Source organism: Xanthomonas sp. LF06-19 (genome assembly GCF_034105425.1).
GTDB lineage: Bacteria > Pseudomonadota > Gammaproteobacteria > Xanthomonadales > Xanthomonadaceae > Xanthomonas_A > Xanthomonas_A sontii.
In genome coordinates this window covers 479431-500836 of record NZ_JAXGGH010000001.1, presented here as the reverse complement: position 1 = coordinate 500836, position 21406 = coordinate 479431, and the positions used below count along the sequence as shown (strand labels likewise).

17 protein-coding genes are annotated in these 21406 nt (G+C 70.6%); 8 read left to right on the top strand and 9 right to left on the bottom strand.

All coding sequences use genetic code 11. From position 1 onward, the window contains the following. Positions 1-18: 18 nt before the first annotated feature. Positions 19-2517: a TonB-dependent receptor gene (locus SLW55_RS02210; RefSeq protein ID WP_320744457.1), complete on the bottom strand. Its 2499-nt coding sequence runs from the start codon at positions 2515-2517 to the stop codon at positions 19-21. Between the two features lie 113 nt (positions 2518-2630). Here SLW55_RS02210 and SLW55_RS02205 point away from each other — a divergent pair, with 113 nt between their 5' ends. Continuing rightward, complete coding sequence (locus tag SLW55_RS02205) at positions 2631-3752, top strand: ROK family protein (protein WP_152182206.1); 1122 nt, start codon at positions 2631-2633, stop codon at positions 3750-3752. 104 nt (positions 3753-3856) lie between these two features. Here the strand turns inward: SLW55_RS02205 and SLW55_RS02200 are convergent, their stop codons facing one another. The 6 genes from SLW55_RS02200 to SLW55_RS02175 form a co-directional block, all read right to left on the bottom strand. Beyond that, positions 3857-5230: an MFS transporter gene (locus SLW55_RS02200; protein ID WP_267100327.1), complete on the bottom strand. Its 1374-nt coding sequence runs from the start codon at positions 5228-5230 to the stop codon at positions 3857-3859. A 49-nt stretch (positions 5231-5279) separates the two neighbouring features. Then, positions 5280-7328, bottom strand: a complete 2049-nt coding sequence (locus tag SLW55_RS02195) for an NADPH-dependent 2,4-dienoyl-CoA reductase (RefSeq protein WP_267100326.1) — start codon at positions 7326-7328, stop codon at positions 5280-5282. Positions 7329-7842: 514 nt separating this feature from the next. After that, positions 7843-8868: a zinc-binding alcohol dehydrogenase family protein gene (locus tag SLW55_RS02190; RefSeq protein WP_267100325.1), complete on the bottom strand. Its 1026-nt coding sequence runs from the start codon at positions 8866-8868 to the stop codon at positions 7843-7845. A gap of 42 nt (positions 8869-8910) precedes the next feature. Next, positions 8911-9945 carry an aldo/keto reductase gene (locus SLW55_RS02185; RefSeq protein ID WP_152236539.1) on the bottom strand — a complete coding sequence of 345 codons (1035 nt, stop codon included), beginning with the start codon at positions 9943-9945 and terminating at the stop codon, positions 8911-8913. 37 nt (positions 9946-9982) lie between these two features. Next, positions 9983-11284 (bottom strand): SGNH/GDSL hydrolase family protein, encoded by a 1302-nt coding sequence (locus tag SLW55_RS02180; protein WP_320744453.1) that lies wholly within the window; start codon positions 11282-11284, stop codon positions 9983-9985. Further along, positions 11281-12531 carry an MFS transporter gene (locus tag SLW55_RS02175; RefSeq protein ID WP_267100323.1) on the bottom strand — a complete coding sequence of 417 codons (1251 nt, stop codon included), beginning with the start codon at positions 12529-12531 and terminating at the stop codon, positions 11281-11283. Before SLW55_RS02175 ends, SLW55_RS02180 begins: the two co-directional genes overlap by 4 nt. A 99-nt stretch (positions 12532-12630) precedes the next feature. Here SLW55_RS02175 and SLW55_RS02170 point away from each other — a divergent pair, with 99 nt between their 5' ends. The 4 genes from SLW55_RS02170 to SLW55_RS02155 all read left to right on the top strand — a co-directional run bounded on the left by SLW55_RS02170 (position 12631) and on the right by SLW55_RS02155 (position 16578). Beyond that, entirely contained in the window at positions 12631-13542 is a 912-nt protein-coding gene (locus tag SLW55_RS02170) for a LysR family transcriptional regulator (protein WP_017914119.1), read from the top strand. Between the two features lie 277 nt (positions 13543-13819). Continuing rightward, positions 13820-14917, top strand: coding sequence for an OmpA family protein (locus tag SLW55_RS02165; RefSeq protein WP_160966123.1), 1098 nt, complete (start codon positions 13820-13822; stop codon positions 14915-14917). Between the two features lie 283 nt (positions 14918-15200). Continuing rightward, positions 15201-15695 (top strand): hypothetical protein, encoded by a 495-nt coding sequence (locus SLW55_RS02160; protein ID WP_152236546.1) that lies wholly within the window; start codon positions 15201-15203, stop codon positions 15693-15695. A 109-nt stretch (positions 15696-15804) separates the two neighbouring features. Next, the gene (locus SLW55_RS02155; RefSeq protein WP_295843231.1) at positions 15805-16578 is read left to right on the top strand and encodes a pseudouridine synthase; all 774 of its coding nucleotides are present in this window, start codon (positions 15805-15807) and stop codon (positions 16576-16578) included. On the opposite strand, the gene SLW55_RS02150 is transcribed toward SLW55_RS02155, so the two are convergent. Further along, the gene (locus tag SLW55_RS02150) at positions 16529-16921 is read right to left on the bottom strand and encodes an HNH endonuclease (protein WP_320744452.1); all 393 of its coding nucleotides are present in this window, start codon (positions 16919-16921) and stop codon (positions 16529-16531) included. The genes SLW55_RS02155 and SLW55_RS02150 overlap by 50 nt on opposite strands. Before the next feature lies 1 nt (position 16922). Next, on the bottom strand, positions 16923-18125 hold the full coding sequence (kbl, locus tag SLW55_RS02145) for a glycine C-acetyltransferase (RefSeq protein WP_320744451.1): 1203 nt from the start codon (positions 18123-18125) through the stop codon (positions 16923-16925). Positions 18126-18318: 193 nt separating this feature from the next. Between kbl and SLW55_RS02140 the strand changes: the two genes are divergently transcribed. From SLW55_RS02140 to cysW, 3 genes are read left to right on the top strand one after another with little or no spacing between them, the layout of a single operon-like run. After that, a complete protein-coding gene (locus SLW55_RS02140) occupies positions 18319-19341 on the top strand; it encodes a sulfate ABC transporter substrate-binding protein (protein WP_017917609.1) in 1023 nt (340 codons plus the stop codon). Between the two features lie 4 nt (positions 19342-19345). After that, positions 19346-20446, top strand: a complete 1101-nt coding sequence (locus SLW55_RS02135; RefSeq protein ID WP_319019453.1) for an ABC transporter permease subunit — start codon at positions 19346-19348, stop codon at positions 20444-20446. After that, the gene (cysW, locus tag SLW55_RS02130) at positions 20446-21402 is read left to right on the top strand and encodes a sulfate ABC transporter permease subunit CysW (protein WP_267100340.1); all 957 of its coding nucleotides are present in this window, start codon (positions 20446-20448) and stop codon (positions 21400-21402) included. Before SLW55_RS02135 ends, cysW begins: the two co-directional genes overlap by 1 nt. Positions 21403-21406: the final 4 nt, after the last annotated feature.

Here is a 21406-nt window from a genome sequence, read left to right as displayed (position 1 = left end):
GTCTCCGGAAGCGCATGCTCACCATCTCCAGGTCAGCGACGCGTTGTAGTTGCGGCCGAAGATCGGCCGCGCGTAGATCGCGTCGGCGGTGCCCTGGCCGGACAGCGTGTCCACGCGCGCATTGCCTTCGGTCAGGCCGAGCGCGTTGCCGACGTTGGCGGCGTGCAGCTGCAGTTCCAGGTGGTCGGTCAGCCGCGCGAACAGGCTCAGGTCGTAGGTGGTGTAGGCGGGCAGGGCGGTGGCGTTGGTGTAGTCCACATAGCGCTGGCCCATGCGATAGGCGGTGGCCGACAGTTCCAGCGGCCGGCCGTCGATGTCGAAGTACAGGGTCGGGCTGAGCGAGGCCATGAACTTGGGAATGCGCGAGATCTGCTTGCCGTCCAGGTCGCCGTAGCTGAGGCCGGTGGTCGCGTTGCTCAGGCCGCGCGTCTGCGGATCCTGCAGCGTGGCCGAACCGGTGATGCCGAACAGCGGCAGCGGCCGCCAGGTGAGCTCCGATTCCAGGCCCAGGGTGCGGGTCTTGCCGACCAGTGCCAGGCTTTGCACCGCACCGCTGCCGTCGAGCACGATGGCGCTGATCGACAGATCGTTGAAGCGGCTCCAGAAGCCGACCGTGGAGAACGAGAAGGTGTCGCCGAAGCTGCCGCGCAGGCCGGCCTCGGCCTGGTCGATGTCGGTGACGTCGGCGTTCTGTGTCTGGTAGACGTTCTGCAGCCGCGGCAGGCGCTGCGACTGGGTGTAGCGGGCGAAGGTCTGCAACTGCGGGGTCAGCGCGAACTCGGCGCCGAGCGTCCACTGGGTGGCATGGCGATGATCGGTGCGCGGGCTGAACGCGCCGCTGAGCCCGCCGACGTTGTCGTCGGCCAGCGTGGTCGGATCGCCGAGATTGCGCGTGGTGTTGGCGTAGACGCCGCCGTTGGCGTTGTAGCGGGTGTAGCGCACGCCGGCATCCAGGCCAAGGCGGCCGAAGCGCACCGAGTCCCACAGGTACGGCGACAGGTAGGTGCCGTTGGCGAAGCCGCTGGTGACGCCATTGCCGTAGCGCACGAAGCCGTTCTGGGTGACCGAACCGACCACGTTGCCGGCGGCGTCGTAGGCCAGTACGTCCAGGCGCTGCGCGTTGTTCTGCAGCGTGGTCAGCACGGTGTTCTGCAACCGGTCCTGGCGATATTCGAAGTGCTGCACGTTGAGGCCGGCGGTGAGCGTGTGCTGGCCCAGCGCGGTGTCGTCGAACGCCTTGCTCAGTCGCAGGTCGTCGGACAGCGTGCGCAGATGCGTGCGCGCATTCCACAGGCCGCTCTCCAGCACCAGGCCGTCGGCCGCGGCCGGATCGTAGGCGGCGCCGTTGCGGCTGGCGACGTAGCCGACCCGCGCCACCCGCGCACCGAAGCCGCTGCGCGCGCGGCCGAGTTGCGTGTTGAGGTAGGTGCCGGCGTCGTAGGGCGCGGCGCCGGAGAACAGCGCGGTGTAGTCCACCTCCGCATCGACGAAGCGCATGCGGTTGTTGAGGGTCAGGCCGTCGCCCAGATCCCACTCCAGGTGCGTGCCGAGTTGCTTGACCTTGCTGTGGATGCCGTCGGCCAGGTCGAGGTTGCGCGCCAGCGGGCCGTTGCCGTCGAAGCTCAGCGCGGTGGTGTGGCGCAGGTCGTTGGACAACAGGGTGCCGTCCAGCGGATCGAGCAGCGCCGACAGCGATTGCGATGGATTGCGCGGGTCGGCCAGTGGGATCGGGTTGTAGAAGGCGGTCCGGTCGTTGAGGTACTTGGCGTCGACGTCGAGGATCGCATCGCCCATCAGGAAGGTCAGGTTGCCGCGCAGCTGGCCGCCCTGGTCGGCGGTGTAGCCGGTGCGACGCAGGCCGTCGTCGCTGCGGTGGTAGCCGCCGATGCTGTACAGCACGTTCTCGCTGAGCGGGCCGGCGCTGTAGGCGTCCTCGCGGCGCAGGCCGTCGCTGCCGACGCTCATGCGCACCGCGCCTTCGGGCGTGGCGGTGCCGTGGCGGGTGATGGCATTGACCGTGCCGCCCGGCGCGTTGGTCGCGAACAGCGGCGAGGTGCCGCCGCGCACCACTTCCAGGCGCTCGGTCATCATGTCCAGCGCGAACAGGGTGTCGACGTTGAAGAAGCTTTCCTGCGGCTCGTCGAACAGGGTCAGGCCGTCTTCCTGGTACTGCACGTAGTACCAGCCGCCCGCCGGCAGGCCGCGCACGTAGAGGTTCTGGCCGCCGCCCTGGCCGCCGGAGGGTTCGGCGGAGAAGCCGGGGACCGCCCGCAGCATGTCCACGCTGCTGCTCGGGGTGCTGCGCTCCAGGCGTTCTTTGGACACCACGCTGATCGCGAAGGGGGCGTCCTTCTGCGACTGGCCCTGCGGCGTGCCGGTGACCACGATCTGGTCCAGCGTGGTGGTGGCGTCGGCCGGGGGCGCTGGCGCGTCCTCGGCATGGACGGTCGCGGCGCTGCCGAGGATGGACGCGAGCGCCAGTGCCAGCAGGCTCGGGTGCGGATGAACGGTACGCATGAAGACCCCCAGTAAAAGAATGTGGGGTTAATACTATTTACCATGTATGAAACTTAGATGTCCACGTGCTAGGTTGTTGCGGTTCGTGCATCCATCACGCTTTGCGTCCGCCTATGCCGCATTCCGATTTCCCGCCGCGCGTCAGTGCCGGCGGCCGCCAATTGCTCGACCGTGTGTTCAAGACCGGGGTGCAGACCCAGGCGGCGCTGAGCCGCGACCTGGATCTGTCGCAGCCCACCGTGGCGCGCCTGCTGCAGGGCTTCGTGCAGGACCGCATGGTCCAGCTCAGCGCCCGTGCCGCCGAGGGTCGCGGCAACCCCAGCGTCGATGTGCGGCTGGCGCCGGATTACGCCTACGCCTTCGGCATCGGCCTGATGGGCGACGTGGTGGCGCTGGCGCTGGTGGATTTCGCCGGCACCGTGCGCGGCCAGCGCCGCGTGGGCCTGGCCGACATGCGCCGTGCACCGGTGCTGGCGCAGTTGCAGCGATTCCGTGCGGAGCTGCTGGCCGAGACCGGCGTGGACCCGGCGCGGGTGGTCGGCATGGGCATGGCGATTTCGGCGTTCTTCACCGGGCAGGGCCGGCAGATGGCCGGGCCGCCGGCGCTGGAGGACTGGACCCAGGTGGACCTGGTGCCGATTCTGGAAGAAGCCCTGGGCTGCGCGGTCACCATCGAGAACGATGGCGCGGCGGCGGCGGTGGCCGAGAGTCTGTACGGGGTCGGCCGCGACTGCCGCGACTTCGTCTACCTGCACCTGACCAACGGCTTCGGCGGCGGCATCATCGCCGATGGCCGGCTGTTCCGTGGCCACCGCGGCAATGCCGGCGAGTTCGGCGGCATCTGGACCGTCGGCGGCATGGCGTATCCGAACCTGGACGCGCTGCTGTCGCTGGTGCGCGCGGCCGGCCAGGACTACGCCGGAGTCGAGCAGATGCTCGGCGCGATCGACGCGCACACCCCGGGCGTGGACGCCTGGCTGGACATGGCCGAGGCACCGTTCTCGCAGTTGTGCGCGTATCTGGCCTATGCGCTGGATCCGCAGGCGATCGTGATCGGCGGGCGCCTGCCGGCCGCGATCGCGCAGCGCCTGATCGAGCGCATCCGCATCCCGCGCGCACCCAACCGGCACGGCCTGGCGCCGCCGCTGCCGCAACTGTGCATCGCCCGCACCGTCGGCGACGCGGTGACCCTGGGCGCGGCGTTGATGCCGCTGCAGCGGGCGTTTTTCGCCTGAGACATGCGCGTGCGCTGTGCGCCGCGTTCAAGCCAGCGACGTGGCGCCGTGTCGCCGAGGATTCGGGCCTGATGCTCGCCCGTTGCGTCGCAGCGTCCGCTGTCTCAGCCGCTGCTGGCGTTGGCCGCCAGGCCGGCACCGATCGGATGCGATCGCCGGCGTCCCGTCAACAGCGCCAGCAGCAGGCACAGCGCCCCGCATAGCAGCGGGCCGGCCGCCATCGCCCAGCACAGCAGCAGGCAGTGCCCGTCGCGGTAGGCCAGCGCATCCAGCAGCACGCCGATCAGCACCACCCCGGCGGCCAGGGCGACCTGTGCGGCGGCGGTCAGTGCGGCGAAGCACAGCGCATGCTCGGCGACCGCACGGGTCGCGGTGCACTGCGCGTGCCAGGCCCATACCAGTTGCCCGCCGCTGCCGCCGATGGCGCCGATGCAGGCCGCTGCGGCCAGGCTCAGCAGCGGCTGCGCCGGCAACGCCAGCGCGAACAGCGGCGCGCACAGCAACAGGGCGCCGCCGAGCCAGGCCAGCCGTTGCGTCGGCGTGCGCTGCCGGCCCCAGCGCGCGGCCAGCGGTTGCACCAGCACCGTGCCGAGCGCATAGGCGATCAGGACCGCACTGCCCCAGCCGGGCGAGAGCAGGCCGTAGGCGGCCACGTACGGGGCGAGCTTGGTGAACGCGGGCAGGGTCAGCGAGACCGCTGCGATCAGTGCCAGCGGCTGCCAGGGAATCGCGCGCCACGAGGGCGCTCGGTCGATCGCGAGCACAGCCGTGGCGTCGGCCGGGGCCGGGTGCGCAGTGGCGTGATGGCGCAGCACCCGCTGCAACTGCCAGGCGCACAGCATCGCCACCGCCGCCAGCACCGCGCTGGCCTGCAGCGCCAGGCTGCCGCCATCGGTCCCGCGCGCCAGCACCGCACCGACCACGCTGCTGATCAGCAGCGCCGCCGCGCCGCTGCCGGCCAGGCGCAGCGCGCTGGCGCCGTCGTGGCCGCGCCAGGGCCACTGTGCCAGGCTCAGCAAGGTGTTCTGGGCCACGTCGCAGGCGGCGTAGGCCAGCCGGAACAGCAAACTCACCGCCAGCACATAGCCCAGCCGCCACGGCGGCGGCAGCAAGGGTGCGGCGAACACCAGCAGCAGCGCCAGCGCCGCGGCGGCCAGGCCGTGCCATTGCAGGCGCCCGGCGCTGCGCACGTCGCGCAGGCGCCGGCGCAGGCCCCAGCCGGCGCCGAGGCCGATCGCGGCGCTGAGCAGCAGGCCCAGCGCCAGCACCAGCCCGGCCGTGATCGCGCGCAGGCCGGCATGTTCGGTCATCGAGTAGATCAGCAGCAGTTCCCCGGCGTACCACAGCAGGCTCTTGCCGAAATGCGCGCCGGCATACGCCGCCAGCGCCGTTTGCGGCAGGCGGGGCAGGGCGGGCAGGGCGGGCAGGGGCGAGGGGTGCGGCATGCCCAGGCTTATAGCCGCGCGATGCGACAGCACCAAGTCCGCTCCTTTGGCCGGCGGCCTCCCGGCTACCGGCTGACCATGCCTACAGTTGCGCCGCCAGCCGGCTGCCCTGGGCGATGGCGCGCTTGGCGTCCAGTTCGGCGGCGACATCGGCACCGCCGATCAGGTGCGCGCTGCGGCCGGCGGCCTGCAGCGCCGCCTGCAGGTCGCGCCGCGGTTCCTGGCCGGCGCAGACCACCACGGTGCCCACCGGCAACAGTTGCTCGGCGCCGTCCACGCGGATGCGCAGGCCGCTGTCGTCCACGCCCAGGTATTCGACGCCGCCGAGCATGGTCACGCCCTTGGCCTTGAGCGTGGCGCGATGGATCCAGCCGGTGGTCTTGCCCAGCCGCGCGCCGGGCCGGCCCGGGCTGCGCTGCAGCAGCCACACGCTGCGCGCCGGCGGCTCCGGGCGTGGCTTGCACAGCGCGCCACGGCCTTCGAATTGCGGGTCCACGCCCCATTCGGCCATCCAGCGCGCCGGGTCCAGCGCGGTCGACTCGCCGGCGTGCACCAGGAACTCGCCGACATCGAAGCCGATGCCGCCGGCGCCGATGATCGCGACCTTGTCCGCGGCCTGTACCCGGCCCTGCAGTACGTCCAGATAGCTGACCACACTGGGATGGTCGGCGCCAGGGAAATCCACCGTGCGCGGCACGATGCCGGTGGCCAGCACCACTTCGTCGAAGTCGGCCAGCAGGGCCGCATCGGCGGTGGTGTGCAGGCGCAGTTCCACGCCGGTGGCGTCGATCTGGTGGCGGAAGTAGCGCAGCGTCTCGTGGAATTCCTCCTTGCCGGGAATGCGCTTGGCCACGTTGAACTGGCCGCCGATCTCGCTGGCGCTGTCGAACAGAGTGACGCGGTGGCCGCGCTGCGCGGCCACGGTGGCGCAGGCCAGGCCGGCCGGGCCTGCGCCGACCACGGCGATGCGCTTGGGCGCGCGGGTCGGCAGGTAATTCAGTTCGGTCTCGGCGGCCGCGCGCGGATTGACCAGGCAGCTGGCGGTCTTGTTCTCGAACACGTGGTCCAGGCAGGCCTGGTTGCAGGCGATGCAGGTGTTGATCGCCTGCGCCTGGCCGCGCTGCGCCTTGTTCGCCCATTCCGGGTCGGCCAGCAGCGGCCGCGCCAGCGACACCATGTCGGCGCCGCCGCCGGCCAGGATGCGCTCGGCCACGTCGGGCATGTTGATGCGGTTGGTGGCGATCAGCGGCAGCCGCACGTGCGGCTTGAGCTTGGCGGTCACCGCCGCGAACGCCGCGCGCGGCACCGAGGTGGCGATGGTCGGCACGCGTGCTTCGTGCCAGCCGATGCCGGAGTTGATGAGGGTCGCGCCGGCGGCCTCGATCGCCTGCGCCTGCAGCACGATCTCCTGCCAGTCGCTGCCGTCCTCGACCAGGTCCACCAGCGACAGCCGGTAGACGATGATGAAGTCCGGTCCGCAGGCGGCGCGGATGCGGCGCACGATCTCCACCGCGAAGCGCATGCGCTTGGCCGCATCGCCGCCCCAGGCGTCGTTGCGGCGGTTGCTGCGCGGGGCGATGAACTCGTTGATCAGATAGCCTTCCGAGCCCATCACCTCGACGCCGTCGTAGCCGGCCTCGCGCGCCAGCCTGGCGGCGTGTGCGTAGGCATCGATCTGGCGTTCGACGCCGCGCGCCGACAGTGCGCGCGGGGTGAACGGGTTGATCGGCGCCTTCAGCTTCGACGGTGCCACCGACAAGGGGTGGTAGGCGTAGCGTCCGGCGTGCAGCAACTGCAGGCAGATCTTGGCGCCGTGTGCGTGCACCGCGGCGGTCACCTGCCGGTGCGGGCGCACTTCCCACGGCCAGGACAGCTTGCCGCCGAACGGTTTCAGCCAGCCGACCACGTTCGGTGCGAAGCCGCCGGTGACGATCAGGCCGACGCCGCCGGCGGCGCGCTCGGCGAAGTACGCGGCGAGCTTGGGGAAGTCGCGGGCGCGGTCTTCCAGGCCGGTGTGCATGGAGCCCATCAGGATGCGGTTGCGCAGCTGGGTGAAGCCCAGGTCCAGTGGGGCGAACAGGTGCGGGTAGGCGGTGGGGGTGGGGTCGGGCTGGCCGGGGGCGGGCGACATGGCGTGGATACGCAGGCGTACGGAAGGGCGCAGGGTGCCGTGAAACTTGGGCTACGGCAAGAGGTGCGTTGCCTTGACGTGCCTTTGCACTGACGTTGAGGTCGCCTTGGTTATGGCGCTGGTATTTGAAGCATGAAGCTTTGAAGCAAAGGCAAAAGCTTCCGCTAACGCGGGTTACTTTTCTTTGCTTGTGCAAAGAAAAGTAACCAAAAGAAGCGCTTCACCACAGCCGAAGGCTGGTCAAGCACACCCCGCAGCGCGCCCTCCGCGCTAGCGCGCTCCGGGTCCGCAGCCACGTCGGGCATTTTCCGACGGCACATCCATGTGCCGGCGGAAAACGACGCGCATCCTGCGCGTCGCCCTTCGGGTATTCGCCCGCCGTGGCTGCCGCGCCGAGGGGACCCGGTAGATCAAGAGCACAACAAAGGCAGAAGCACAGCAAGAGCAACAGCAAATCGGGAGCGATTACGGCCGGCGGGGCGGCCACGCTAATGCTTGGTCACCGCGCCGCCGTTCAGCCGCCCCAGCCGACCAGCGCCAGTTTGCCGATGGTGCTGCCCGACTCCAGGCGGCGGTGCGCCTCGCGCAGGGTGGTGGCGTTGATCGGGCTCAGGGTCTCGGTCAGGGTGGTACGCAGTTCGCCGGCGTCCACCAGGCTGGCAGTGCGCGCCAGGATGCGGTGCTGTTCGATCATGTCGTCGGTGCGGAACCGGGCGCGTGCGAACATCATTTCCCAGTGGATGCCGATGCACTTGGCCTTGTACGGGTCGCCGATGTGCAGCGGACCGCTCGGCTCGACGATCAGGCCGACGTGGCCCTGCGGCGCCAGCAGCTCGCCCAGCGCCTGCCAGTAGCGGTCGGTGTCGGCCAGGTTCAACGCGGCGTCCACCTGGTCGATGCCCAGTGCCTGCAGCTGCGGCGCCAGCGCCTGGCGATGGTCGATGACGTGGTGCGCGCCGAGTTGCAGGCACCAGTCGCGGGTCTGCGGCCGCGAGGCGGTGGCGATCACCTCGAAGCCGGCATGCCGCGCCAACTGGATCGCGATCGAGCCGACCCCGCCGGCGCCGCCGATCACCAGCAGGCGGCGGCCGCGGTTGTGTTCGTCGTCGAAGTCGAACGGCATGCGCTGGAACAGCAGCTCCCAGGCGGTCAGGGTGGTCAGCGGCAGCGCCGCGGCCTGGGCGAAGTCCAGCGTGGCCGGCTTGCGCGCGACGATGCGCGCATCCACCAGTTGGTATTGCGCGTTGCTGCCGGCGCGGGTGATGTCGCCGGCGTAGTAGACCTCGTCGCCCGGCTCGAAACCGTCGACCTCGGGCCCGACCGCCTCGACCACGCCGGCGGCGTCGTAGCCCAGCACCTTGGGCTGGCCGTCGCTCGCGCCCTTGGCGCGGACCTTGGTGTCCACCGGATTGACCGATACCGCCTCCACCCGCACCAGCAGGTCGTGGCCGGCGGGCGCGGGCGGCGTCGGCAGGTCGAGGTCGTGCAGCGACTGCGGATCGTCGATCGGAAGGGGATGGAGGGTAGCGACCGCTTTCATGGAGGCTCCTGGACGTGAGGGAAAGGAGGGCACGGCCGCGGCTCAGACCGGCCGCGGGTTGCGCTCGGCGAAGCCGCGCTGGTGCCAGTACGGATACGCCGGTACCGCCGCGCTGGCCGCATCCAGCTGCTGCACGTGGGCGGCATCGAGGGTCCAGCCGACCGCCCCCAGATTCTGCCGCAACTGGTCTTCGGTCCGTGCGCCAATGATCACGCTGCTGACCGTCGGTCGCTGCAACAGCCAATTCAGTGCGATCTGCGGCACGCTGCGGCCGGTTTCGGCGGCGATGGCTTCCAGGGCGTCGATCACCCCGTACAGGCGCTCTTCCTCCACCGGCGGCCCGGCCTCGGTGACCGCCTTGTCGTGCAGGCGGCTGCTTTCCGGCAGCGGCTGGCCGCGGCGCAGCTTGCCGGTCAGCCGGCCCCAGCCCAGCGGGCTCCACACCAGCGCGCCCACGCCCTGGTCCAGGCCCAGCGGCATCAGTTCCTCCTCGTAGTCGCGCCCGATCAGCGAGTAATAGGCCTGGTGCGCGACATAGCGCGACCAGCCGTGGCGGTCGGCCGCCGCCAGCGACTTCATCAGGTGCCAGCCGGAGAAGTTGGACACGCCGAGGTAGCGGATCTTGCCGGCGCGCACCAGGTCGTCGAGCGTGGCCAGGGTTTCCTCCACCGGCGTGTGCGCGTCGAAGCCGTGCAACTGGAACAGGTCGAGATAGTCCGTGCCCAGGCGGGTCAGCGCCGCTTCCACCGCGCGCACCAGGTGGAGGCGCGAGGAACCGACACTGTTGGCTGCGGCCCGGTCAAAGCGGAAGCCGGCCTTGGTCGAGAGCAGCACCTGGTCGCGGCGGCCCTTGATCGCCACGCCCAGCACCGATTCGGCGGCGCCGCCGGAGTAGACGTCGGCACTGTCGAACAGGGTGACGCCGGCCTCCAGGCAGATGTCGATCAGGCGCCGCGCCTGGTCCACGTCCGAGTTGCCCCAGGTGGCGAAGAAGGGATCGGTGCCGGCGAAGGTGCCGGTGCCGAAGCTGAGCACGGGGACCTTGAAGCCGGACGCGCCGAGATGACGGTATTCCATGGAACACTCCTGATGGTGGGGAAGGGGAGAGAAGGCGTCAGCGCGCCGCGGCGTCGGTGTCGACCGCGTCCGCAGTGGCGTGAGCGGGAGGGCGCGCGGTTGCGTCGGCGCCGAGCAACTGCGCGGCGGCCTCGGCCATGGCCGCGTAACCGGCATCGCCGGGATGCAGGTGATCGCCCGAGTCGAATTCCGACCGCATCCGCGCCGGATGCGCGGGGTCGCGCAGCAGGGCGTCGAAATCCAGGATCGCGTCGAAGCCGTTGCCCGCGCGCAGCCAGGCATTGACCTGCTGGCGCACGGCCTCTTTCTGCGGGCTGTAGTAGCCGGGGATCGGCGAGTCCGGCAGCGCGCCCTCGAACGGGGTGAGGGTGGCGCCGATCACCCGCAGGCCGCGCGCCTGCGCGCGCTGCAGCACCTGCCGGTAGCCGGCGATCAGGTCCTCGGCCGGCACCGGCGCATCGTCCGGCGCGAACGGCGTGGCGTACCAACTGATGTCGTTGATGCCCATCAGCAGGATCACGGTGCGCACGCCGGGCTGCGCCAGCACGTCGCGGTCCAGCCGCGCCAGCGCGTTGCGGCCCATGCGGTCGCGCAGCACGCGCCCGCCGGAGATGCCCGCGTTGAGCACCGCCACCCGCTGCGCGGCCAGCCGCGTGGCCAACTGGTCCGGCCAGCGCCGGTCCTGCCCCGGCGTCGAGGCGGCGCCGTCGGTGATCGAATCGCCCAGCGCCACCACCGCGCCGATGGCATCGGCGCGGCGCACCTGGATGCCGCTGACGAACAGCCGCACCGGCAGCGCCGTGGCATCGGCCAGCGTGGCGTCGGCGGTGCGCTCGCCCTCGGCCAGCCAGGCGCTCTGCAGGCCCTCCCAGTGAAAGGTGGACGGTGCGGTCGGCTGCGGCAGGTACAGACTGATGCTGAGCCGGGCCAGGTCCGGCACGCTCAGCGCCACCGGGTCGCTGAGCACCGGTGCGCCCGGCGGCACGGTCACCTCGGTCTTGCCGCCGAAGCGCAGCGGCCGCTGCGAGCCGGGCAGGATTGCCGCGCCTTCGCCGGCCAGCGCCAGCGAGGCGGCGCCGATGTGTAGCGGCGCATCGCCATAGGCGTTGCTCAGTTCCACCCGCAGCTCGCTGCCGCCGAGGCTCACCCGCGCCACCTGGCGCACGGTCTGCCGCCACAGGTGGAATGGCGTCTGTGTCGGGAACGGGAAGTCCGCGGCCCACAGCGGCTGCGGGCTGGCCTGCCAGGTCGCGATCCACTCGCGCGACGCCGCGTCCCCAACGAGCGCCGCGCCCAGCAGCGCCGTCGCCAGCGCAGCCCGCGCCATCGGCCGGCTCATGCCGCACCGCCGGCGGCGCAACCCGCGCCGTGATTGGCGGCGGGTGTGGCGGTGGCCGGCGACAGCCGCAGCGCGCCCAGCGCCACCGCCAATCCGGCCAGGGTCAGCAGTGCCGCCACCCAGGGCAGTTGCGACAGGCTGCCGCCATGGCCGAGCACCAGGCCGCCCAGCCAGGCACCCAGCGCATTGCCCAGGTTGAACGCACCGATGTTCAGGCTTGAGGCCAGATGCCGGCCGGCCTCGCCGGCCTTGCCCAGCACCCACACCTGCAGGGGCGCCACCGTGGCGAACGCGGCCACGCCCAGCAGGCCGATGCCCAGCGTCATCGCCGGCGCCGACGGCAAGGCGAGGGGCAGTGCCGCCAGCACCACCGCCAGCACGCCCAGGCTCAGCGGCAGCGCCTGCTGCGGGCGGCGGTCGGCCAGACGTCCGCCGAGCACGTTGCCGACGATCATGCCCACGCCGAACACCAGCAGCAGCGGCGACACCGCACTCTCGGAAACTCCAGTGACCTGGGTCAGCAGCGGCTGCACATAGGTGTACACGGCGAACACGCCCGCATAGCCCAGCACCGTCGTCGCCAGGCCCAGCAGCACCGGGGCGCGGCCGACCGCGCGCAGTTCCTCGCGCAGCGGCACGGCCGCCGGTGCGGCACGATCGGCCGGCACCAGCGCGGCGATCACCACGGTGGCCAGCGCGCCGATCCCCGCCACCGCCCAGAACGTGGCGCGCCAGCCGTAATGCAGGCCCAGCCAGGCGCCGGCCGGCACTCCGAGCAGGGTGGCGACGGTGAGGCCGGTGAACATGGTCGAGATCGCCGAGGCCTTGCGCTGCGGGGGCACCAGGGTGGTGGCGACCACCGCGCCGACGCCGAAGAAGGTGCCGTGCGCCAGCGAGGTCACCACCCGCGCCGCCATCAGCGCCGCGTAGCTCGGCGCCAGCGCGCAGGCCAGGTTGCCGGCGGTGAACACCAGCATCAGCGCCAGCAGCACGCGCTTACGCGGCCAGCGCCGGCTGGCCACGGTCAGCAGCGGCGCGCCGAGGAACACGCCCAGCGCATAGCCGGAGATCAGCAGTCCGGCGGACGGAACGCTGACCCGCAGGTCGGCGGCGACCTGCAGCAGCAGGCCCATGATCACGAACTCGGTGGTGCCGATGCCGAAGGCGCCAGCGGTCAGCGCGAACAGCGCGATCGGCGTGCGCCCGGCAGCGGGCGGATGGGGAGGCGGGGCGAGCGAGGCGGCCATGCGGCGGCTCCGGAAGTGACGGGAGGACGGCAGCCTAGGCCTGCAGGTTCTCAGCAAAAACAGTAAAAATATTGAACGACTTTCAATGGAATCCACACAATGGACCGGATCGGCGATATCGCCCTGTTCCTGCGCGTGCTCGACCTCGGCTCGATCAGCGCCGCCGCGCGCAGCCTGGACCTGTCGGTGGCGGTGGCCAGCCAGCGGCTGCAGCGGCTGGAGCGCGCGCTCGGCGTGCGCCTGCTGCACCGGACCACGCGGCGCCTGCACCCGACCCCCGAAGGCCTGCAACTGGCCGAACAGGGGCGGCCGCTGGTCGAGGACCTGGAATCGCTGGCCGGCGGCCTGCGCCAGGCCGGCGTCGTCGCCGCCGGCACCTTGCGGGTGACGATGTCGGCGGCATTCGGCCGCCTGTATGTGTCGCCGCTGCTGCCGCGCTTCATGGCGCTGCATCCGCAGGTGCGGCTGAGCGTGCACCTGAGCGACAACGTCGTGGACCTGGTCAGCGAAGGCTTCGACCTGGCGATCCGCATCGGCACCCTGCGCGACTCCAGCCTGGTCGCGCGGCGCCTGGCCGGCAATCGGCGCATGCTCTGCGCCTCGCCCGACTACCTGCGCCGCCACGGCACCCCGGCCACGCCGGCCGACCTGGCCGCGCACGCCTGCCTGCTGCTGACCGGCAGCGACGGCCGCCAGGACACCTGGCGGCTGCAGGGACCCGACGGCGAAATCGCCGTCCGCGTGGCCGGGCCGCTGGAGACCAACTTCGGCGAGGTGCTGCGCGATGCCGCGGTCAACGGCCAGGGCATCGCCCTGCATTCGGAATGGCACGTGGCCGAGGACCTGCGGCAGGGGCGGTTGCGTCAGGTGCTGGCCGATTACCCGCTGACCGAAACCGGCATCCACGCGGTGATGCCGCAGCGCCGGCTGGTGCCGCCGCGGGTGCGGGCCTTCGTCGAGTTCATGCAGGCCGAGTTGGCCGACCCGCCGCCATGGGCGCGGCCGCGGTGAGAACTGGGTCGCCCTGCTGGCCGTTGTCTACGACCGCAAACGGTCATCTCCGTGCCGCATTGCGGGATTTCATTAACCTGTATAGGGTGTATCCACGGCCTAGGAGGGGCTGGCGTTGACTTTCACATGTTACGTGCTCGTTAACGCCATCTTCACTATGCCGCGCATAATGTGCGCGGCGATGGCGTGCGGAAACGGCCGTCTGGATGTGACGAGACATCTGTACTGAACCATGCCTCTACCGGTTTCTATCTCCCCGAAACAAGGAGTTGTATTAATGAACAAGAAAATTCTCACCGCCGCGTTGCTGGGCGGTCTGGCCGTCGCCCAGGCAGCGTCCGCGCAGGAATTCGACGACCGCTGGTACCTGACCGGTTCGGCTGGTTTCAACTTCCAGGACAAGGACCGCACCACCAACGATGCGCCCTTCGTCACCCTGGGCCTGGGCAAGTTCATCAACCCGAACTGGTCGCTGGACGGTGAGCTGAACTATCAGAACCCGAACTTCGACAAGAACCAGGACCTGAACTGGAGCCAGTACGGCATCTCGTTCGACCTGCGTCGCCACTTCATCCAGGAAGGCCGCGGCTGGAACCCGTACCTGCTGTTCGGCCTGGGCTACCAGCGCTCGGAAGAAGAGTTCGACACCGGCGGTCCGGTCTCCCCGGGCCAGCGCAAGGACGGCAACTTTGCCGCCAAGGCCGGCGTCGGTCTGCAGACCACCTTCGACAAGCGCGTTGCCGTGCGTGCCGAAGTGGCCTACCGCGCTGACTTCGACGACCAGAGCGTTGCCGCTCCGTCGCAGAACTGGTTCGGCGACGTGCTGGCTTCGGTCGGCGTCGTGATCCCGCTGGGCCCGCCGCCGGCTGCCCCGGTCGCCCCGCCGCCGCCGCCGGCCGCTGCGCCGAGCTGCGCCGATCTGGACGACGACGGTGACGGCGTCAACAACTGCGACGACAAGTGCCCGAACTCCCAGCCTGGCCAGACCATCGGTCCGGACGGCTGCCCGGTGCCGGTGTCGATCGACCTGAAGGGCGTCAACTTCGACTTCAACAAGGCGAACCTGCGTCCGGACGCCGTGGCGATCCTGGGCGAGGCCACCGAGATCCTGAAGCGTTACCCCGACCTGCGCGTCGAGGTTGCCGGTCACACCGACTCGAAGGGTACCGAAGCCTACAACCAGAAGCTGTCCGAGCGCCGCGCCCGCGTCGTGTACGACTACCTGACCAAGAACGGCGTGGACGCTTCGCGTCTGGTCGGTCCGATCGGCTACGGCGAGAGCCGTCCGATTGCCCCGAACACCAACCCGGATGGTTCGGACAATCCGGAAGGCCGTGCGAAGAACCGTCGTACCGAGCTGAACGTCCAGAACTAATCGGACGCTTCCAGTCTCAAGCAAAGCCCGGCCTCGTGCCGGGCTTTGTTTTTGTGGGGTGGGAAATGTATGTCGGTGTCGTTGTGGGAGCGGCTTCAGCCGCGACAGACGTCCCGGAAATGCCTACCGCGGCTGAAGCCGCTTCTGCAGGATGCACAAAGCATTCAAGCTGAATTTTTTCAGCAATCCCAATTATTTAGCGCATGTAGTGCCGGTAACAGTTGAAAGCACGCCGGGGCCTGCCTACACTCGCTCGTCGACTCGCCTGAATGGAAAAAAACCGATGCTGCGTATCGTGACGGCCAGCCTGCTCGCGCTCGCCCTGATTCCTGCGGCCCACGCCGCACCGGATTGCTCCGGCGATCTGCTGCCCAAGCCGCTGGCGTTGCCGGCCACGGTCGCCGCGCCGGTCGCTTCGGAACTGTTCAGCCGCAACGTGCAGCTGGGCATGCCCAGCGGCGTGCTGACCCAGTCCTACAGCAGCGACCAGTCGCTGGACCGCGTGCTGCTGCGACTGCGCGCCGAAGGCTGCCAGAGCCTGGCCAACGCCACCCCGGGCGCGGTGAAGCCGAACGATCCGGCTGCCTACAAGCCGGCCACGGCCTTCGACAACACGCCGTGGCGGTTCGACATGAGCCAGAACGGCAAGCGCATGACCGCCGAGGAGTTCGACGCCTGGATGAAGGCGCGCGGCGTGCGCGTGGTCAAGGCGCGTCCGGCTCCGGCACCCGCCGCCGCCGCCGAGGCGCCGGCGCCGGCCGACGCCAACAAGCAGTAAGTCCGGCGCGCGGCCGCTCGCGGCCGCGCCCGTTCGCGCCGTGCGAGGGGCCAAGCCGCCGCGTTCCCGCCGTCCGGCGTCGTCCCCGGCGGCGCCCGCACGTCCGCGCCTGCCCGCGCGCAGCGCCGCCGCGCCGGCCGTGCCGCGCCACGGCCTGGCCCGCACCCTGTCCAAGCTGGGCCTGTGCTCGCGCACCGAGGCCGCGCGCTGGATCGCCACCGGCCGCGTCGCCGTCGACGGACGCATCGTCACCGATCCCGAATTCCCGATCCTGCAGGGCCGCCACCGGCTGGCCGTGGACGGCGCGCCGCTGGCCGACACCGCGCGCCGGTACCTGATGCTCAACAAGCCGCGCGGGCTGGTCACCAGTGCGCAGGACGAGCGTGGCCGCGACACCGTGTACCGCTGTTTCGACGGTGCCGGCCTGCCGTGGCTGGCGCCGGTCGGGCGCCTGGACAAGGCCAGCGAGGGCCTGCTGCTGTTCAGCAACGACCCGCAGTGGGCGGCGCGGGTCACCGATCCGGGCAGCGGCCCGGACAAGACCTATCACGTGCAGGTGGACGCGGTGCCCGACGCGGCGCTGCTGGCACGGATGTGTGCCGGCGTGGTCGACGATGGCGAACCGCTGCGGGCCAAGCAGGCGCGCCTGCTGCGCCAGGGCGAGCGCCATGCCTGGCTGGAAGTGGTGCTGGACGAGGGACGCAACCGGCAGATCCGGCGGCTGCTGGCCGCGCTCGGCCTGGACGTGCTGCGGCTGGTGCGGGTGGCGGTCGGCGACCTGGTGCTGGGCGACCTGGGCAAGGGCGCGTGGCGCGAACTCAGCGCCGCTGAAGTCAGGGCGTTGGCGCCGGCGGCGGACGCCAGCGCGCCAGCCGCGCGCTGAGCAGGGCGGCGACCACCTCGCGGGCGCGCGCATCCTGCGGCCCACGCGCATCGTGGTGACGGCCCTTGGCGTGATTGCAGTCGGCGCAGGCCAGCGCCAGGTTTCGCGCATCGTTGGCATCGTCGCCGACCTGGGCGCACAGCGCCGCGGCGACGCGGCGCCCGAACCAGGCCTGCGGTACTACGTGTTCCAGCGTGCTGTGTCCGAGCGGTTCGCCGTCAGCGCGCAGGCGCAGGCGCCGGCGGCAATGCAGGCAGCGGGTCTCCCAGCCGTCCTCCAGCGCTTGCGCCTGGGCGTCGGTCTGCGCCGCCAGCAACAGCCGTTGGCGCAGCGCGGCGCGCATCTCAGGCGGCGAGTACGCCCAGTTCGCGGCCGATGCGGGTGAACGCGTCGATCGCCCGATCCAGGTGCTCGCGGGTGTGTGCGGCGCTGATCTGGGTGCGGATCCGCGCCTGGCCCTTGGGCACCACCGGGAAGAAGAAGCCGATGGCGTAGATGCCTTCCTCCAGCAGCCGCTCGGCGAAGCGCTGCGCCAGCGGCGCGTCGTACAGCATCACCGGGCAGATCGGATGGGTGCCGGGCTTGATGTCGAAACCGGCGGCGGCCATGCGTTCGCGGAAGTAGGCGGTGTTCTCGACCAGGCGCGCGCGCAGGTCGTCGGCGGCGTCGAGCATCGCGAAGGCCTTGATCCCGGCCGCGACCACGTGCGGCGGCAGCGAGTTGGAGAACAGGTAGGGTCGCGAGCGCTGACGCAGCAGTTCGATCACCTCGCGGCGGCCGGTGGTGAAACCGCCCAGCGCGCCGCCCATGGCCTTGCCCAGGGTGCCGGTGACGATATCGATCCGGTCCAGCACGCCCTTGACCTCGGCCGAGCCGCGGCCGCTGGCGCCGAGGAAGCCGGTGGCATGGCATTCGTCGATGTGCACCAGCGCGTTGTACTTCTTCGCCAGCGCGGTGATCTCGTCCAGCGGAGCGATGAAGCCGTCCATCGAGAACACGCCGTCGCTGGTGATCAGCTTGGTCTTGCAGCCGGCGGCGTCGGCCGCCTGCAGCTGCGCTTCCAGGTCGGCCATGTCGCAGTTGGCGTAGCGGAAGCGCTTGGCCTTGCACAGGCGCACGCCGTCGATGATCGAGGCGTGGTTGAGCGCGTCGGAGATGATCGCGTCCTGCTCGCCCAGCAGCGGTTCGAACAGGCCGCCGTTGGCGTCGAAGCAGGCGGCGTAGAGGATGGTGTCCTCGGTGCCGAAGAACGCGGCGATCTGCGCTTCCAGTTGCTTGTGCAGGTCCTGGGTGCCGCAGATGAAGCGCACGGAGGCCATGCCGAAGCCGTGCGTGTCCAGCGCGTCCTTGGCGGCCTGGATCAGTGCCGGATGATCGGCCAGGCCCAGGTAGTTGTTGGCGCAGAAGTTCAGCACGCGGCGGCCGTCGGCGAGGACGATTTCCGCCGCCTGCGGGCCGACGATGATGCGCTCGGACTTGAACAGGCCCTGGGCGCGGATCGCGTCCAGTTCCTCGGCGTAGTGCTGGGTGAGGTGGGAGTCGGTCATGACGGGCACGCGCGGCGGAAAGAAGCGGCGATGTTACCGCGGCGCCCGCGCCGGCCGCGGCCGTCATGCACAAATGGCATGAGCCGCTGCCGGGAAGTCATTTCACCCGCCGCCTGCCGCTGCGCAGCATGCGTCATGGTCCGCGGCGGGTATCGGCCGCGGCGTCGGCCTGTGTGTTTTCGGAGAACCGCCCATGTCCAGCCTTCCGCCGCGCCGCTGGCGCCCGCTGCTCGCGCTCGCCTTGTGCGTGTTCGCCGGGGCCGCGGCCGCCGCCGAGACGCAACTGCTCAACGTGTCCTACGATCCCACCCGCGAGCTGTACCGGGACTACAACGCCGCCTTCGCCAGGCACTGGGCGCAACTGCATCCCGGCGAGCAGGTCGCGGTGGAGACCTCGCACGGCGGCTCCGGCAAGCAGGCGCGCGCGGTGATCGACGGGGTCGAGGCGGACGTGGTGACGCTGGCATTGGCCTACGACGTCGATGCGATCGCCGCCAAGAGCAAGCTGATCGATGCGAACTGGGCCACGCGCCTGCCCGACAACAGCGCGCCGTACACCTCGACCATCGTGTTCCTGGTGCGCAAGGGCAATCCCAAGGGCATCAAGGACTGGCCGGATCTGCTGCGCAGCGGGGTGTCGGTGATCACGCCCAATCCCAAGACCTCCGGCGGCGCGCGCTGGAACTATCTGGCCGCCTGGGCCTACGCCGACCACATCTTCAAGGGCGACCGCGAGCGCATCCTCAACTACATGCGCGCGCTGTTCCGCAACGTGCCGGTGCTGGATACCGGCGCGCGCGGCGCCACCACCACCTTCGTCCAGCGCGGCATCGGCGACGTGCTGCTGGCCTGGGAGAACGAGGCGTTCCTGGCGCAGCAGGAACTGGGCCAGGACAAGTTCGAGATCGTGGTGCCGAAGCTGTCGATCCTGGCCGAGCCGTCGGTGGCGCTGGTCGACAAGAACGTGGACAAGCACGGCACCCGCGCGGTGGCCGAGGAATACCTGAAGTACCTGTACTCGCCGGAAGGACAGAAGATCGCGGCCAGACACTATTACCGGCCGCGTCATCCCGAGTACGCCGACCGCGCCGATCTGGCGCGGCTGCCGAAGGTGCGCCTGGTCACCATCGATCAGGCGTTCGGTTCCTGGGCCAAGGCGCAGGCCACGCACTTCGACGACGGCGGCCTGTTCGACCAGATCCAGGCGAGCAAGTGACGCGATGGCCGTGACCGCCGCCGCCGTTGCCCGCGCACCGCGCCGGCGCCGGGTGATGCCGGGGTTGGGGCTGAGTCTGGGCATCACCCTGACCTGGCTGGGACTGGTGGTGCTGATCCCCTTGTTCGCGGTGCTGCTCAAGACCAGCGGGCTGGGCTGGGACGGCGTGTGGCGGGTGTGGAGCGAGCCGCGGGTGCTGGCGGCGTTGCGCTTGAGCTTCGGCACCGCGTTGGCCGCGGCCGCGTTCAATGCGGTGATGGGCACCTGGGTGGCCTGGGTGTTCGTGCGCTATCGCTTTCCCGGCAAGCGCCTGTTCGACGCGATGATCGACCTGCCGTTCGCGCTGCCGACCGCGGTGGCCGGCATCGCCCTGACCGCGCTGTACGGCAGCAACGGCTGGATCGGGCGCTGGCTGGAGCAGCCGACGCAGGCGCTGGCGGCCAGCCTGCCGACGCTGGCCTGGTGGTGGCCGCGGCTGGCGCTGCTGCTGGCGATGGCGGCGACCGGCTACGCGCTGCTGCGGCGTAGCCAGGCGCTGCTGCCGGCACCGCTGCGTGTGCTGCAGCGCCTGCTCGGCACGATCGCCGTGCTGAGCCTGGCCGCACTGGGCGTCGGCGGCCTGCTGATCGGCTATGTCGGGCTGATGCAGGTCAGCGGGGCGAGCGGGGTCAAGGTCGCTTACGCGCCACTGGGCATCGTCGTGGCGCTGGTGTTCGTGGGGCTGCCGTTCGTGGTGCGGATCGTGCAGCCGGTGCTGGCCGAGGCCGAGCGCGAACTGGAAGAGGCGGCGGCCACGCTCGGTGCCGGGCGCTGGCAGACGGTGCGCCGGGTCGTGCTGCCGACCCTGTGGCCGGCGGTGCTGACCGGATTCGCGCTGGCCTTCGCGCGTGGCGTCGGCGAGTACGGCTCGGTGATCTTCATCGCCGGCAACCTGCCCAATGCCACCGAGATCGCGCCGTTGCTGATCACCATCCGCCTGGAAGAGTTCGACTACGGCGGCGCCAGCGCGATCGCCGCAGCGATGCTGCTGTTGTCGCTGCTGTCGCTGCTGCTGGTGAATGGGGCGCAGGCCTGGTTCGCGCGGCGCGGCAGGGCGGTGGCGTGATGGTGTCGGTCGTGTCCGCGCTGGCCGCGCACGTCCCCGGGCAGGCCGGTGCGGTCGCCGTCGCCGCGCACGTGCAGGCTTCGGTGGTCGACGAGCCGCGCTGGGTGCGGCGGTTGCTGATCGGCGGCGTGCTCGCCTTCCTGCTGGCGTTCCTGCTGCTGCCCTTGCTGCTGGTGTTCACCGAGGCGTTGCGCAGCGGCGTCGGCGTGTTCTGGCGCGCGATCTCCGATCCGGACGCGTTGGCGGCGATCCGCCTGACCCTGCTGGTGGCGGCGATCGTGGTGCCGTTGAACCTGGTGTTCGGCGTGGCCGCGGCCTGGGCGGTCAGCAAGCACCGTTTCCCCGGCAAGCGCCTGCTGGTGAGCCTGATCGACCTGCCGTTCTCGGTGTCGCCGGTGGTCGCCGGCCTGTTGTTCATCCTGATCTTCGGCCGTAACGGCTGGGCCTGGCCGTTGATCGACGAAGGCGTGTGGCTGCACCTGCCGCCGCTGGGCGACGTGTCGCTGCATCTGCCGCGCATCGTGTTCGCACTGCCGGGCATCGTGCTGGCGACCACCTTTGTCACCTTTCCCTTCATCGCCCGTGAGCTGATGCCGCTGATGGAGCAGCAGGGCGACGACGAGGAACTGGCGGCGCTGAGCCTGGGCGCCAGCGGTTGGCAGACGTTCCTGCGGGTGACCCTGCCGAACATCCGCTGGGGCCTGCTGTACGGCGTGCTGCTGTGCAGTGCGCGGGCGATGGGCGAGTTCGGTGCGGTGTCGGTGGTGTCCGGACAGATCCGCGGGCGCACCAACACGCTGCCGCTGCATGTGGAGATCCTCTACAACGAATACGCCTACAGCGCGGCCTTCGCCTGCGCCAGCCTGCTGGCGCTGACCGCGCTGCTGACGCTCGCCGTCAAGTCCTGGCTGCACTGGCGCCACGGCGCGGCGCTGGCCGCCACTCACCGACATTGAGGTT

What these genes read in the sequence shown, in the direction of transcription:
- SLW55_RS02160 (WP_152236546.1), top strand. Translation starts at nt 15,201, where the DNA reads ATGCTGCGTATCGTGACGGCCAGCCTGCTCGCGCTCGCCCTGATTCCT.
- SLW55_RS02180 (WP_320744453.1), bottom strand. Translation starts at nt 11,284, where the DNA reads ATGAGCCGGCCGATGGCGCGGGCTGCGCTGGCGACGGCGCTGCTGGGC.
- SLW55_RS02135 (WP_319019453.1), top strand. Translation starts at nt 19,346, where the DNA reads ATGGCCGTGACCGCCGCCGCCGTTGCCCGCGCACCGCGCCGGCGCCGG.
- SLW55_RS02195 (WP_267100326.1), bottom strand. Translation starts at nt 7,328, where the DNA reads ATGTCGCCCGCCCCCGGCCAGCCCGACCCCACCCCCACCGCCTACCCG.
- SLW55_RS02170 (WP_017914119.1), top strand. Translation starts at nt 12,631, where the DNA reads ATGGACCGGATCGGCGATATCGCCCTGTTCCTGCGCGTGCTCGACCTC.
- kbl (WP_320744451.1), bottom strand. Translation starts at nt 18,125, where the DNA reads ATGACCGACTCCCACCTCACCCAGCACTACGCCGAGGAACTGGACGCG.
- SLW55_RS02175 (WP_267100323.1), bottom strand. Translation starts at nt 12,531, where the DNA reads ATGGCCGCCTCGCTCGCCCCGCCTCCCCATCCGCCCGCTGCCGGGCGC.
- SLW55_RS02205 (WP_152182206.1), top strand. Translation starts at nt 2,631, where the DNA reads ATGCCGCATTCCGATTTCCCGCCGCGCGTCAGTGCCGGCGGCCGCCAA.
- SLW55_RS02140 (WP_017917609.1), top strand. Translation starts at nt 18,319, where the DNA reads ATGTCCAGCCTTCCGCCGCGCCGCTGGCGCCCGCTGCTCGCGCTCGCC.
- SLW55_RS02210 (WP_320744457.1), bottom strand. Translation starts at nt 2,517, where the DNA reads ATGCGTACCGTTCATCCGCACCCGAGCCTGCTGGCACTGGCGCTCGCG.
- SLW55_RS02150 (WP_320744452.1), bottom strand. Translation starts at nt 16,921, where the DNA reads ATGCGCGCCGCGCTGCGCCAACGGCTGTTGCTGGCGGCGCAGACCGAC.
- cysW (WP_267100340.1), top strand. Translation starts at nt 20,446, where the DNA reads ATGGTGTCGGTCGTGTCCGCGCTGGCCGCGCACGTCCCCGGGCAGGCC.
- SLW55_RS02165 (WP_160966123.1), top strand. Translation starts at nt 13,820, where the DNA reads ATGAACAAGAAAATTCTCACCGCCGCGTTGCTGGGCGGTCTGGCCGTC.
- SLW55_RS02185 (WP_152236539.1), bottom strand. Translation starts at nt 9,945, where the DNA reads ATGGAATACCGTCATCTCGGCGCGTCCGGCTTCAAGGTCCCCGTGCTC.
- SLW55_RS02190 (WP_267100325.1), bottom strand. Translation starts at nt 8,868, where the DNA reads ATGAAAGCGGTCGCTACCCTCCATCCCCTTCCGATCGACGATCCGCAG.